Here is a 13,233-nt window from a genome sequence, read left to right as displayed (position 1 = left end):
GTTATTTCCTCACCAGCGCATGCAGGGCCGCAATGACGCGGCTGACATCTTCATCGGTCATGCCCGGAAACAGCGGAATCGAGCAGATACGCTCTGAGTTCCACTCCGTATGCGGCAGGCTCAGGAGAGGAAAACGTTCGCGGTAATATTTTTGCGTGTGTGCGGCGCGGAAGTGCAGACCGCTACCGATCCCCTGGTCCTTCAGCGCCTGCATCAGAGCGTCGCGGTTCAGGCCACACCGTTCAGAATCAACGCGCAGAATAAACAGATGCCAGGCATGCTGATGCGGCCAACTGGGCGGCGTAAGCGGCAGGAAGGGCGTCGTGGAAAGTTCATCAAGGTAACGCAGTGCAATCTGTTCGCGGCGGGCATTGTTCGCGGCCAGCTTATCCAGTTGCACCAGCGCAATCGCCGCATTAATGTCAGCAAGATTGTATTTGAATCCCGGGGAGATCACTTCGGCCTGCGGCGCACGGCCCTGAGTCTGACGGTCAAAGGCATCCACGCCAAGACCGTGAAACTTCAGGCTGCGCACACGATCCGCCAGCGCCGCATCGTCTGTCACCACCAGGCCGCCTTCCGCACAGCTCATATTTTTAATCGCATGGAAGGAGAATATCGCCGTTCCCCGGTCTCCGACGTGCCGCCCGCGATACGTGGTTCCTGCCGCGTGGGCCGCATCCTCGATAACGGCAATACCGTGACGCTGACCCAGCGCACGGATGGCATCAGTGTCAGCCGGAGCACCGGCATAGTGCACCGGAATAATGGCTTTGGTACGCGGTGTGATAGCTGCTTCAATCCGTTCCGGAGTCACCATCAGCGTATCGCGATCCACATCAATCATGACCGGCGTCGCCCCCAGCAACACGATCATATTTAACGTCGAAACCCAGGTCAGTGAAGGCGTGATCACTTCATCACCAGGCTGGATGCCCAGCGCCATCAGCGTGACGTGCATCCCGGCAGTGGCTGAACTTACGGCAATGGCGTGCCGGTTACCGGTCAGCTGGCAAAAAGCCGCTTCAAGCTGCTGATTTTTGGGCCCGGTGGTGATCCAGCCTGAGTGCAGAACGTCTGCGACAGCGGCCAGTTCCTCTTCCCCCATTGCCGGACGCGAGAAAGGCAAAAAGTCTGACATTGATTACATCCATTAAACAATTAATATCACGAATGATTTTTCAGAGCAGGCCAGGCGGTACGCCCACACCTGATCCTCTACGGCATTTCACCCCCTGACCACCTGTCAGAGGACAGACCTTTCTTTACGCTTTAGTTGACCCAAAAAGCGCTATAAACGCCCATTAAGCGCTCTGAAGGCGCAAAAAGAGCTTACCAACATCCATATACATAGACCTTAAATGAAAATACTTAGGGGAAGATTAAGATAATGCTACCGCTGCGGGATTAAATCAGTCTGGTTTAAGAGGGGTTTAGCTATAAGCGGCGTGGAACAAAAAATAAACTAAGAAAAAACGTAAATATAAAAATCTTTTCATTATTTTGTAGCAAAACATTTTGAAGAGTGAATACAGAATCCCGACGGTGAAGTGCTACTGCCCTCACCATTCACCTCCCCCCCGGTCAAATGAGGCCACCGGCATCGCCAAATCACGTGAACATGCCGGTTAACACAATTACAGGGTAAACTGGCCGTTTTACAGACCAAAGGAAGCGGATATGACCACTGACACTTTGCCGGATACGCTGTCTGATACGCTGATGGCACTGCTTAACGGCTCCCTGCCCGCCAGTCATCGGTATCAGGCCATTCGCCTGTCCAGCGTGGGCGATAACGGTTGGCCCTATGCGGCTCAGCTCAGTCTGGGCGAAATCATCGCCCGCTCACCGGGCGAACTGCTGTTTGCCATCTGGCCTGATTCCACCACCACCCGCAATCTGCAACGCGACGGGAAAATGACGCTGGCGCTGGTACTGGAGGGGGCGGTTATTGAAGTTCAGGCGCGGGCCACCCTGCGGGAGGAGACGCTGACAGACCTGGCGCTGGCGGTGTTCCGTGCAGAAGTGAAGCAGGTGATCGCCCATCGCGCGCCGTACGCGACGGTCACCAGCGGCCTGACGTTCCACCTGAAGGATGAGGCCGCGGCGCTGACGCGCTGGCACGAACAGATAGCGGCACTGAAAGCACTGGCATAAAAAAAGGGCGACCCTGGGGTCGCCCTTTTTACTTCTGACGTTAAGGCTTATTTGCTGTCAGGCAGCGCATACGCTTTCACGTAATCGCCCAGCTTAGTCCCAAACGAACCGTGACCACCGGCCACAATCAGCACATACTGTTTGCCGTTCACTTCATAGGTCATTGGCGTCGCCTGGCCGCCTGCGGGCAGACGGGCTTCCCACAGCTGCTCGCCGTTAGACACGTTAAAAGCACGCAGGAAGTTATCGGCCGTTGCGGCGATAAAGAACACGTTACCGGCAGTGGTCACCGGCCCGCCCAGCATTGGCATGCCCATTTTAAACGGCAGCGGAACCGGTGAGCTGTCGCGCACGGTGCCGATACGTTTTTTCCATACAATATCGTTCGTTTTCAGGTCAACCGCAGAGATATAGCCCCATGAAGGCTGCTTGCACGGGAAGCCCAGTGGAGACAGGAACGGATTCAGCGTCACGCCGTACGGCAGGCCGTACTGAGGCTGAACACCAGACTCGGTACCCGTACCGCCTTTATCATTCTCATCTGGCTCGATCGGATTACCCGGACCACGCGGGATCAGACGCGAAACAAACGGCAGCGCCATCGGGTTAGTCACCGCCACCTGGCGATCCGTATCCACAGCAATCCCGCCCCACTCGAACATGCCCAGGTTACCCGGGAAGACCAGGGTGCCCTGCTCGGACGGTGGCGTGAATGGACCTTCGTAACGCAGCTGATGGAACATCACGCGACAAATCAGCTGATCGTAAATCGTCGCACCCCACATATCCTTTCCGGACAGGTGAGCTTTCGGACGGAAGCTCAGTTCAGAATAAGGCTGCGTTGGCGAGACATGGTCGCCCTTCGCAGCCCCACCCGGAACCTTCATTTCCGGTGCCGGCACGACTGGCTTACCGTTGGTACGGTTCAACACAAAGATATCGCCGGTTTTGGTCGGAATGTAGATGACCGGAACCTTGTTACCGTCTTTATCGTTAATATCAGCCAGCGTAGGCTGCGCCGGAACGTCCATATCCCAGAGATCGTGGTGAACCGTCTGATAGAACCAGGCCAGTTTACCAGTGGTGGCATTCAGGGCCAGCATCCCGGTGGCGAAACGCTCCATTTCCGGAGTACGGTGTCCTCCCCAGATATCCGGCGTGGACACACCGATCGGCAGATACACCAGATCCAGTTTGGCATCGTAAGACGCCGGTGCCCATGAGTTCGGTGAGTTAGGCGTATAGTTCTGCTCGCCTTCCGCAATCACGTTCGGATCTTTCGCGCCCGTGTCAAAAGCCCACAGCAGCTTGCCGGTCTTGACGTCAAAACCACGGATCACGCCCGACGGCTCTTTGGTCGAATAGTTATCGGTAACGGCACCGGCCATCACTATCGTTGTGGCGGTCACAATCGGTGGTGAGGTCGGTTCGTAAGAGCCCACTTTGTTGTAAGGCAGGTTGCTCTGCAGGTTCAGCTTGCCGTTGTCACCGAATTCCGGGCACAGCGCACCGGTTTCCGCGTCCAGCGCATACATGCTGCCATCATTAACCGGAAGCAGGATGCGGCGTGAACACAGCGCAGGCTTCTCGCCCGCAGGCGTTGCCGCCGCTTCCGGCGTCTGCACATAAGAAACACCGCGACAGGTCACATGCTGGAAGGTCGGGTCCGTCTTCATCTTCGGATCGAACATCCATTTCTGCTTACCGGTTGCCGCGTCCAGAGCAAACAGCTTCTGGTGCGCAGTACACAGGTACAGGGCATCGCCGATCTTAATCGGGGTCACTTCATTGGTGATCTCACCCGGATCGCTGGCCGTCTTCAGGTCACCCGTCTGGAAAGTCCAGGCTTCCTGCAGTTGACCGACGTTGGTCGCGTTAATCTGCTTCAGCGGAGAGTAACGCGTACCGCCCTGGGTACGACCATAGGCAGGCCAGTCACCCGCAGGAATACCGTCGTCAGCCGGGGCTGCAGCGGTCTGATCCTGACTCAGGGTGCCATTAATTTCCTGTGGGTCGTTAAACACCGAGTAAGCCAGAACGGCCACCACAAACACCAGCACGGCTGACAGCGCCACGCGCGGGAATGATCCGCCTGCACTCAGCGCACGCCAGATGAACGGCAGTACCAGCCACAGACCGAGGAAGAAAGTGATATCCAGACGTGGCGTCAGCGCCCAGAAGTCAGGCCCCACTTCCCACAGCGACCAGACGGTGGTTGCCAGCAGGAACAACGCATAGAGCAGCAGCGCTGCGCCACGGCGGCGGTACAGCAGGAAAGCGGTGATCAGCATAACCACACCAGCGATGATGTAGTAGAGCGAGCCACCCAGTTTAGCCAGCCAGATACCGCCAATTAACAGATACAGACCACTCAGGGTGGCAAATATCGCTGTTAACAGGATCAGTATTCTTGATGCTTTACTTTGCATAGTTTGAACCTTACCAAAATTTAAAGTCATCGATTGGGCGTGACAGCGTCAGCCCGATCTTTTCAAATACCCGTCTTGTGTTGCCTATCCATCGGGTGTTTTTCACCTGCTGTAACCAGCAGGTGGTTACTGGATTCTTTTCAGAACTGGTAAACCAGCGTTGCACCGCCGCCCCAGTTACGTCCCGGCGCCGGTTCGTAGTAACGGTTATTACCTTCGTTAACGATCACCGAGCCGACATACTGGCGGTCAAACAGGTTATCCACGCGGCCAAACAGATCGAGCGACCACTGGCTCCAGTTGAAACGGTAGCCGGTATTCAGGCTGGTCACCGCGTAGGACGGTGCCTGCGCATCGTTCGCGTCATTCGCCTGGATGTCGCTCATATAACGGATATCGGCCCCGGCGTGCCAGCCGCTTTCCGGCGCATAAGCCAGAGAGGCATAACCCATATTGCGCGCAATCCCCGGCAGGCGGTTGCCCGCCGGTGTACAGCGGGTTCCTGACGCATTGCAGGTGTCATTGCGGTAGGTGGCATCCAGCAGCGTCCACGCCAGCTTCAGATGCCAGTCCATCGCAAACTGCTGATCGAAGCCCAGCTCCAGGCCACGGCGACGGGTTTCTCCGGCATTTTTGTACACCGCACGTCCCCCTTGACTGTCATCCACCACCAGCTCGTTGTCGGTATTGGTCTGGAACACGGCGGCGGTCAGCAGACCGAAGCCGATGCGGGTTTTGCTACCCAACTCAACGGTATCGCTGGTGGCCGGCTTCAGACCCAGGTTCAGGCCCGTCTGTAAACCGGAGGTTGAACGGTATGACAGCTCGTTAATGGTCGGGGTTTCGAATCCGCGACCGGCCGAAGCATAAAGGTTCCACGCCCCGGTGACGGCATAATTAAGCGACCCCATCGGCAGCAGCTTATGGTAGCGCGCGCTGCCGCTGTCATCGCCATTCACGCTGGTTATATAATAGTCGGTGGAATCAAAGTTCACCGTGCTGTAACGCAGACCGGCATCCAGCGTCCATTTCGGCGTCAACTGCCAGCTGGTTTGCAGATAGGGGTCGAGGTTCCACATAGTGTTCTTCTCGTTGCGGCGCTGCTCACCCTTCTCACCAAACTGGTCAACGCCGTTCACGGTGTTGTAGTTCTGGAAGCCCTGACGGCGTTCGGTCATGGTTTCATAATCAAGACCGCCAATCAGCGTTACCGGCACAGAGCCGAGCTGTCCGTCGTGCTTCCAGCGGGTATCCACCCCTTGATATTTACGCTCCAGCACGATCACCCCACCGGGGTAAGTGGCTGGCTGCTGAAAAACTTTGGGGATGGACTGATATTGCGTGGTGTGACGTTCACCGTGCCAGGTGGTCAGCGTCAGCTGATCCCTGTCGCTCATTTCCCGCTGGTAGCGCAGACCGACCTGAGTCTGATCCAGGCTTTTCCGCGTATTAAAGTTATCGCCGCGCGGCGACTGCCGCGGACTGGCCTGATATTCGGCCTGCGTCAGTCCACCCGGATCGTTGGCATCGACGGAAACGCTGTTAAACATCAGCGTCAGCGTGCTGACGTCGTCAAGCCGCACGCCGAGCTTCCCGTTGCCCAGGCTTTTCTGCGTGCCGCTGTGATCGCGGAAGCCGTGGGTGGTAAAGCGGGAACCGGAGAGGGTGTAATTGACATCCCCCGCCTGCGTGCCATCACCGGTAGCACCGCTGGCTTTTACGCTGTTGCGCCAGGAACCAAAGCTGCCAAAGTAGGTGCCCGCTTCCAGCATGGCCGGCTGGCTGCCGGTGGTGGTATCAATATTCACCACGCCACCGGAGGCATTGCCATACAGTGCAGAGTAAGGCCCGCGCAGCACTTCTACCTTGCCCACCGAGTTGATATCGATGTTTGACGTCTGCCCCTGCCCGTCGGGCATCGTGGCCGGGATGCCATCCACATACAGCCGCACGCCGCGAACGCCGTACATGGATCGGCTGCCGAAGCCGCGCACGGAGAGTTGCAAATCCTGAGCATAGTTCTGACGGTTCTGAATTTGCAGGCCCGGCACGCTGCCAAGATTTTCAGACAGATTTACCCGGGCGTTGGTGCCACGCAGGTCATCACCGTCCACCACGCTGACGGCCGCCGGGGTGTCCAGTTCGGACAGCCCTTCGCGCTGCTTTATCACCATCAGCGACGGTGCCTCGCCCGACGCGGTCACGGCGGCAGGCTGTGCAGCGTTGACAGCAACGGGTGACAGCAGGAACAGCGGTGTTAAAACAACAGCAGAAGTTTTATTAATCACAAGAATTATTCGATGTGGATAAAAGATACAAAAAATCTCACCCGGCTCCGCCCGGTAAGCGTCCGACATTCCCTGACGTAAAACGGTCTTGCCCAGCCTGGCAACCCCAAAAAGTATATAACCCCTGAGGCATTTTGCTTACGGCATGAGCAAAAACTCTCTGTAACGCGCAGCCACTCTTTTTCTCTGCCCGCGGCGCGTTACTGAGGGTGCTAATGTGACGCAAGTCACAAAACGCGGGCGATTGTAGCACTCATTAATTTGCTTGCGAACTATTGTTAACGGTTTAACTAAATTGATTCACTTTAACGTTACAAAGTGAGGGGGTATTGAAAACGCAGTCGTGCAGAGATAGTGAACGCTAACTCTCAGTTAAGGCATGACAACACCATGACGGCGATGAGACGCCGGGCTATAATCATTCGCATAACACCCTATGTGGAACCTCAACCAACAGGATGTACTATGCCGTTTTCAGGACGCTGGCCGTTACCGCATTTCCCCTTACCGCAGACGATGATGCGCACTCTACTGGCGTCGGCGCTGCTGCTGTTGCTTAACGGCTGCTCATCCGGTTATCAGGGCCGTGAATGCAGTGGCGACATTCAGACCCTCAGCGGCCAGCCCCGTGGCAGCGTTCAGGCAATGATTATTGATCGTTTCAACTCCTTCTCGGTTGCCCTGCCGGATCGTCAACTCGACAGCGGCCCGCTGCTGTCCAGCGATCGCCAGCGCTATATTCCTTCCGCGACCACCGCGGATGGCTGGCTGGCACAGCGTATTTCCGATCACCGTTTCGCTGTCATTAACGCCCCGACCGACCAGGCAATCACCTTTACCTGCCCTTAACCTGCGAGTGCTTCTGCTGATGTCCATCCGTCAACTGATTACCAACCGACACACCTTTTTTGGCCGTGGGAGCGTGCAACAGCTGATCCCCCTGCTGAAGGATCCGGCGCTGCCAACCGTGCTGTTTTGCGGGCAGTCGTTTCTTAACGGCAGTGCCTGGCAGCAGATGAAGGCCGAGCTGGAGCCGCTGCTGTGTGGCATTGAGCGGGTCAGCCATGAAGCCTCCCCGGACGAGATTGACGCCTGGGTAGCCCGCTGGCGGGGCAAGGCCGCGCGGGTGCTGGCCATTGGTGGCGGAAGCGTACTGGACGCAGCAAAAGCTGTGGCCGCCCTGAGTCAGCATCCGCTGCCAACCCTGCGCTATCTGGAAAAAGTGGGCGATACCGCCGTCAGCGGGGCCACGCTGCCGCTGATTGCCGTCCCGACCACCGCCGGAACCGGTAGCGAGGTCACGCAAAATGCGGTGATCACCGATAAAACCACACTGAATGTGAAGGCTTCGCTGCGTCATGCGAACTTCGTACCGCCGGTGGCCGTGCTCGACCCGGATCTGCTGCGCGGGGCCTCTGACCGCGTGCTGGCCTGCTGCGGGATCGACGCCTTTACCCATCTGTTCGAAGCCTATCTCTCCAACAGCGGTAATGCCTTTACCCGTCAGACGGCCATCAGCGGAATGCAGGCCTTTATGCGCGGCTGGGCGGCCTTTAACCGGGATGACGCAGCGGGAGATGAGGCGCGGGAACAGATGATGATGGCGTCGTGGCTGGGTGGCCAGAGCCTGAGTATGGCCGGGCTGGGGGTGATCCACGGCATTGCCGGCGAGCTGGGTGCTATCCGGGATTACCATCATGGGGAAGTGTGTGGCCGCCTGCTGCTGCCGTTCCTGCAGATGCTGAGTGAAAGCGATCACCCTCAGCAGGTCGTACTGATGCAACAGCTGGATGCTGCGCTGTTTTCCCGGCCAGAGGGCTCGCCGGCGTTACGGCTCGCCAGCTGGCTGACCGCCAATGCGATCATGCCCTTCTGGCAGTCGCCCCCCGCCCTGAGCGCCGGAGATACCGACTGGATCCTGGCGCGATCTAACAGCAAGAACAGCCTGGTGAGCTGGAGCAGGGATCAACAGCGCTGGCTGCTGGAACAGGCCTTCTGCGTGGAAGCATAAACGTCGGGTGGTGCGGGTCTGAAACACCCCGCAGCCACGGCGTCAGTAGGCAGACAGAGTGACCGTCAGCAGGTAAGGCAAAAGGGCGGACCGCTACCGCGATCGGCCTCCTGTGTTTCCTGCTGCGCCGGTCAGCCCGTCCGGTTTAGAAGGAGCTCCAGTTATCGTCTACCGCAGCGGCGGCCGGTTTTGCCAGCCGTGCTGCCGGTGCAATGGCCGGAACTTTCTTCGCTGCCAGCTCCACCGGAACGCGGCGGTCGGCCTGAAGACGGAATGCCGATACCAGCTGATTCAGTGTGGATGCCTGCTCCTGCAACGACTGCGAGGCCGCTGAAGCTTCTTCCACCAGTGCGGCGTTCTGCTGGGTCACCGTATCCATCTGACCAATCGCCAGATGCACCTGTTCGATACCCTGGCTCTGTTCCGTGGTGGCAGCCGCCATTTCCCCGACAATATCGGCAACCTGACGAATTGACCCCTGCACTTTCGCCATATTCTCACCCACGTCTGCTGCCTGCACCGAACCGCTTTCCACCAGCTGCGCCGAGGTGGCAATCAGATCTTTGATTTCACGTGCCGCCGTGGACGAGCGCTGCGCCAGGTTGCGCACTTCGCTGGCGACCACTGCAAAACCGCGCCCCTGCTCCCCGGCACGGGCAGCTTCTACCGCCGCGTTCAGTGCCAGAATATTGGTCTGGAAGGCGATGCCTTCGATCAGCCCGGTGATATCAGAGATTTTGCTGGAGCTGGTTTTAATTTTTTCCATTGTACCGACCATCGCCGCGACAGCATTACCGCTGTGGACAGACAGGTCATTAGCGGTGCTGGCGAGCGAACTGGCCTGACGGGCATTTTCAGCGCTCTGTTTCACCGTATCGTTAAGGGTACTGATACTGGCTGAAGTCTGCTCCAGAGAGGCCGCCTGCTCTTCAGTACGCGCCGACAGATCTTCATTACCCGCAGCAATCTGGGTTGAGGCAGAACTGACCGACTGGGCGGAAGAAGTTACCGACCCCAGCACGCCGGAGACGCGGGCCATCAGGCTGTTAAACGCGGCGGCCGTTTTACCAATTTCGTCGTTGCGCGTGGCATCTGCCTGCTTGCTGAGATCAAGCGACTCGCTGACCAGCACCATCAGGTTCTGCATACCGTTCAGGCTGTTACGCACGCTGAAGATGGTTTTGATGGCCAGCAGCCCCAGCACGATAATCGCCGTGCCGGAGAAAATCATTACCCCCCAGAACACGTTGCCGTAGATCTCCGTATTCTCCCGACGCAGCTCATTACTGGCATCGATATTCAGTTGGATCTGAGCCTGCAGGCCTGCTGATAACTTACGGACGGCAGCCCCCACCCCGCTTTCACCCTGCAGCAGCGGCAGCGAACGGGCGTCGTCATGCGAACGAGACGCAGTGATAAATTCTGGCAGAGCAGCCTGAATCAGCGTAATGCTGTTCAGCGCATCCTGCGTCATAGCGCGATCCGTATCGCTGGAAATATCATTGGCCAGATAGTAATCGGTCAGGGTTTTTAACTGGCCGATAATCTGCTCAATTTTAGTCTCAACTGCAGGCTGTTTGCTGCTGTCGTTTTCACTCTGATGCTCATACAGCGCCAGACGCAGCTCACTGGCGGCACCGATAGTTTTATCCAGATCTTTGATGCTGGGAATGGCGTTAACCTGCACAAACTCAAAGCGCGACTGGAAGCCGCTTAATGCCGAGAGGGAATATGCTGACAGCGCGATTAACGACAGCGCCAGTAAGGTGAAAATGACGAACAGCCTTTTGGTAATGGTCATCCTGAATCCCCTGAAGATGTGCAGATGTTCTGGCCGATCTGAGTCGGCCATCAAAGCAGGGTTATCGGTCATTCAGCGGCGTAACTTTATCCATTCCCGGTTTCTTTCGTATTTATTTTCTGCTGTCAGGTAACGGGCGTGCTGACCTCCGCTAACCAGCCTGGCCGCATTTCCGGTACGGAGCGCAGCAGCCGGGCGGTGTAATTATCCAGCGGGTCAGTGAACACCTGCTCCAGCCGTCCCTGTCGCACCACCCGACCGTGACGCAGCACCATGACCTCATCCGCCACTGCCCTCACCACGTGCAGATCGTGGGTGATAAACAGCAGCGACACCCCGGTTTCTGCCTGTAACTTTTTCAGCAGTGCCAGCACGTCGCGTCCGACCAGCGGATCGAGGGCCGAGGTCGGTTCATCGCAGACGATAAGCGACGGTTCTACCGCCAGCGCACGGGCGATGCAGACGCGCTGTTTTTGTCCCCCGGAAAGCGCGTGCGGATAGCGCCCGGCAAACAGCGGTGACAGTCCGACTTTTTCCAGCAGTTCCGTCACCCTGGCCTCACGCTGCGGCGCGGAGAGTCCCGTCAGGCAGACCATGGCCCGCTCGATCTGCAGCCCGATGGTCAGACGCGGATTCAGCGCCGTATCAGGGTGCTGATGGATCATCTGCACCTGCTGCATCTGCTGCCGCGAACGCTGGCGTAACTGCGGCGGCAATCGCTGGCCGTTAAAGGTGATCTCGCCCTCAGACGGGGACACCAGCCCGCAGACCGCCCGGCCAAGCGTGGACTTGCCCGCCCCGGACTCGCCGATCAGCGCCAGCGTGCGCCCGCGCCCGACCGCCAGCGATACCGCCTGGATCACCGGAGCATCGTGATAGTGGATACTGATATCGCGCGCGCTGAGCAGCGGCAGTGTCGCACTGCGTGGCTCATGCGGTTCACCGTGGCTGTGTAACAGATCGCGGGTGTAGGCTTCGGCAGGCTCTGCCAGCAGGGTCGCCGTCTCTCCGCTTTCCACCTCACGGCCGTGCCGCAGCACCATAATGCGCTGACTGAGCTGGGCGACCACCGCCAGATCGTGGCTGATATACAGCGCGGCCACACCGGTTAACCGGATAACCTGCTGGATGGCCTTCAGCACTTCCAGCTGGGTGGTGACATCCAGCGCGGTGGTGGGTTCATCAAAAACAATCAGCTCCGGCCCGGCGCAGATGGCCATCGCGATCATCGCCCGCTGAAGCTGACCGCCGGACACCTGGTGTGGGTAACGATGGAAAAAGGCCTCCGGCTGCGGTAGCTGCAGCTGGGCAAAGATCTCTACGGCGCGGCGGATAGCGGTCTGCCGGTTAAAGACCCGGTGGCGGAGGGCACTTTCAATCACCTGTTCGCCGATTTTTTTCGCCGGGTTAAACGCGGCGCTGGCCGACTGCGCCACATAAGCAATTTTAGCCCCGCGGATCCTGCGCCACTGACGCTCAGACAGTCCGGTGAGCGTCTGCCCGGCAAAGTGGATCTGCCCGCCGCTCAGGGTCATGCCATGACGAAAGTGGCCGAGCACCGCCTGACCGATCGTCGACTTGCCGGCCCCAGATTCCCCGATCAGTCCCAGTACCTCACCTTTGCGCAGGGTAAAGGAGATATCGTCTACCAGCACGGCATGACCGGCGGTGACACGCAGTTTTTCCACGCTTAACAGCGGTTGTTCGTTCATATCCTACTCCTGCCAGCTACGGCTATGCTGGCTTAACAGCCAGTCTGCAACGCTGTTTAACGCCAGCGCCAGCACGGCAATGGCCGCGCCGGGGATCAGGGCCGCCCATACGCCAAACAGGATGCCGTCTTTATTATCACGCGCCAGCCCGCCCCAGTCGGCGGTCGGTGGCTGAATGCCCAGCCCGAGGAATGACAGCGCCGACAGAAACAGCAGGATAAAGATAAAGCGCAGGGCAAATTCGGCCACCAGCGTGGTAAAGGCATTCGGCAAAATTTCGCGCCACAGTACCCAGCCAAGGCGCTCACCGCGCAGGCGGGCAACTTCAATAAACTCCTGAGCGGCAATATCCAGCGCCAGGGATCGCGCCACGCGCAGCACGCGGGTCGACTCCAGAATTCCCAGTACGGCGACAATCACCGGGATGGTCTTCGGCAACATTGCCAGCACGACCAGCGCCAGGATCAGCGTGGGAATGGCCATCAGAATATCGTTGAGTCGGGAGATGAGCTGGTCAACCCAGCCCCGGTAATAACCGGCCAGAAAACCCAGCGACGTGCCGATGGAAAACGCCAGCAGCGTGGCCACCGCGCTGACGCTGAGTGAGGTCCGTGTCCCCCAGATCAGGCGTGACAGCAGATCGCGCCCGAGATTATCCGTACCCAGCCAGTTTTCGGGGGTCACACCGCTCCAGGCACTGCCCACTACCTCGCCGGGCGCATAGGGAGCCAGCCACGGTGCCAGCAGCGCGACCAGAACAAACAACACCAGTGCGGTGGCACCGGGAAGCACAGCAAGTTTCAGCCTAAACATCCACATCAGTTCCTTGTAAAAC

9 protein-coding genes are annotated in these 13,233 nt (G+C 58.3%); 3 read left to right on the top strand and 6 right to left on the bottom strand.

The window, feature by feature from the left end; genetic code table 11:
- Position 1 precedes the first annotated feature (1 nt).
- Positions 2–1,141 carry a UDP-4-amino-4-deoxy-L-arabinose aminotransferase gene (gene arnB / locus EPE01S_RS11990; RefSeq protein ID WP_062745244.1) on the bottom strand — a complete coding sequence of 380 codons (1,140 nt, stop codon included), beginning with the start codon at positions 1,139–1,141 and terminating at the stop codon, positions 2–4.
- A 539-nt stretch (positions 1,142–1,680) separates the two neighbouring features.
- Between arnB and EPE01S_RS11985 the strand changes: the two genes are divergently transcribed.
- Complete coding sequence (locus EPE01S_RS11985) at positions 1,681–2,157, top strand: pyridoxamine 5-phosphate oxidase (RefSeq protein WP_062745241.1); 477 nt, start codon at positions 1,681–1,683, stop codon at positions 2,155–2,157.
- Positions 2,158–2,204: 47 nt separating this feature from the next.
- Here EPE01S_RS11985 and EPE01S_RS11980 read toward each other — a convergent pair whose 3' ends face one another.
- Both EPE01S_RS11980 and pqqU read right to left on the bottom strand, forming a co-directional pair.
- Positions 2,205–4,586: a glucose/quinate/shikimate family membrane-bound PQQ-dependent dehydrogenase gene (locus EPE01S_RS11980; protein WP_062745237.1), complete on the bottom strand. Its 2,382-nt coding sequence runs from the start codon at positions 4,584–4,586 to the stop codon at positions 2,205–2,207.
- Between the two features lie 140 nt (positions 4,587–4,726).
- Positions 4,727–6,874: a TonB-dependent receptor PqqU gene (gene pqqU / locus EPE01S_RS11975; protein WP_174522426.1), complete on the bottom strand. Its 2,148-nt coding sequence runs from the start codon at positions 6,872–6,874 to the stop codon at positions 4,727–4,729.
- A 465-nt stretch (positions 6,875–7,339) separates the two neighbouring features.
- Here pqqU and EPE01S_RS11970 point away from each other — a divergent pair, with 465 nt between their 5' ends.
- The gene (locus tag EPE01S_RS11970) at positions 7,340–7,723 is read left to right on the top strand and encodes a hypothetical protein (protein WP_062745234.1); all 384 of its coding nucleotides are present in this window, start codon (positions 7,340–7,342) and stop codon (positions 7,721–7,723) included.
- Between the two features lie 19 nt (positions 7,724–7,742).
- Positions 7,743–8,885: an iron-containing alcohol dehydrogenase gene (locus EPE01S_RS11965; protein WP_062745386.1), complete on the top strand. Its 1,143-nt coding sequence runs from the start codon at positions 7,743–7,745 to the stop codon at positions 8,883–8,885.
- A gap of 145 nt (positions 8,886–9,030) precedes the next feature.
- On the opposite strand, the gene EPE01S_RS11960 is transcribed toward EPE01S_RS11965, so the two are convergent.
- From EPE01S_RS11960 to EPE01S_RS11950, 3 genes are all read right to left on the bottom strand, one after another.
- On the bottom strand, positions 9,031–10,686 hold the full coding sequence (locus EPE01S_RS11960) for a methyl-accepting chemotaxis protein (RefSeq protein ID WP_062745232.1): 1,656 nt from the start codon (positions 10,684–10,686) through the stop codon (positions 9,031–9,033).
- A 125-nt stretch (positions 10,687–10,811) separates the two neighbouring features.
- Positions 10,812–12,398 carry an ABC transporter ATP-binding protein gene (locus EPE01S_RS11955; protein WP_062745229.1) on the bottom strand — a complete coding sequence of 529 codons (1,587 nt, stop codon included), beginning with the start codon at positions 12,396–12,398 and terminating at the stop codon, positions 10,812–10,814.
- Positions 12,399–12,401: 3 nt separating this feature from the next.
- Complete coding sequence (locus EPE01S_RS11950; RefSeq protein ID WP_062745384.1) at positions 12,402–13,211, bottom strand: ABC transporter permease; 810 nt, start codon at positions 13,209–13,211, stop codon at positions 12,402–12,404.
- Positions 13,212–13,233: the final 22 nt, after the last annotated feature.

This window comes from Erwinia persicina NBRC 102418, from assembly GCF_001571305.1.
Taxonomy (GTDB): domain Bacteria; phylum Pseudomonadota; class Gammaproteobacteria; order Enterobacterales; family Enterobacteriaceae; genus Erwinia; species Erwinia persicina.
The sequence above is the reverse complement of the archived record's forward strand: the minus strand, read 5'-3'. Positions and strand labels throughout refer to the sequence as shown.

Coding starts and splice junctions, on each gene's coding strand:
- arnB (WP_062745244.1), bottom strand. CDS start 1,141: ATGTCAGACTTTTTGCCTTTCTCGCGTCCGGCAATGGGGGAAGAGGAA.
- EPE01S_RS11985 (WP_062745241.1), top strand. CDS start 1,681: ATGACCACTGACACTTTGCCGGATACGCTGTCTGATACGCTGATGGCA.
- EPE01S_RS11980 (WP_062745237.1), bottom strand. CDS start 4,586: ATGCAAAGTAAAGCATCAAGAATACTGATCCTGTTAACAGCGATATTT.
- EPE01S_RS11970 (WP_062745234.1), top strand. CDS start 7,340: ATGCCGTTTTCAGGACGCTGGCCGTTACCGCATTTCCCCTTACCGCAG.
- EPE01S_RS11965 (WP_062745386.1), top strand. CDS start 7,743: ATGTCCATCCGTCAACTGATTACCAACCGACACACCTTTTTTGGCCGT.
- EPE01S_RS11960 (WP_062745232.1), bottom strand. CDS start 10,686: ATGACCATTACCAAAAGGCTGTTCGTCATTTTCACCTTACTGGCGCTG.
- EPE01S_RS11955 (WP_062745229.1), bottom strand. CDS start 12,398: ATGAACGAACAACCGCTGTTAAGCGTGGAAAAACTGCGTGTCACCGCC.
- EPE01S_RS11950 (WP_062745384.1), bottom strand. CDS start 13,211: ATGTTTAGGCTGAAACTTGCTGTGCTTCCCGGTGCCACCGCACTGGTG.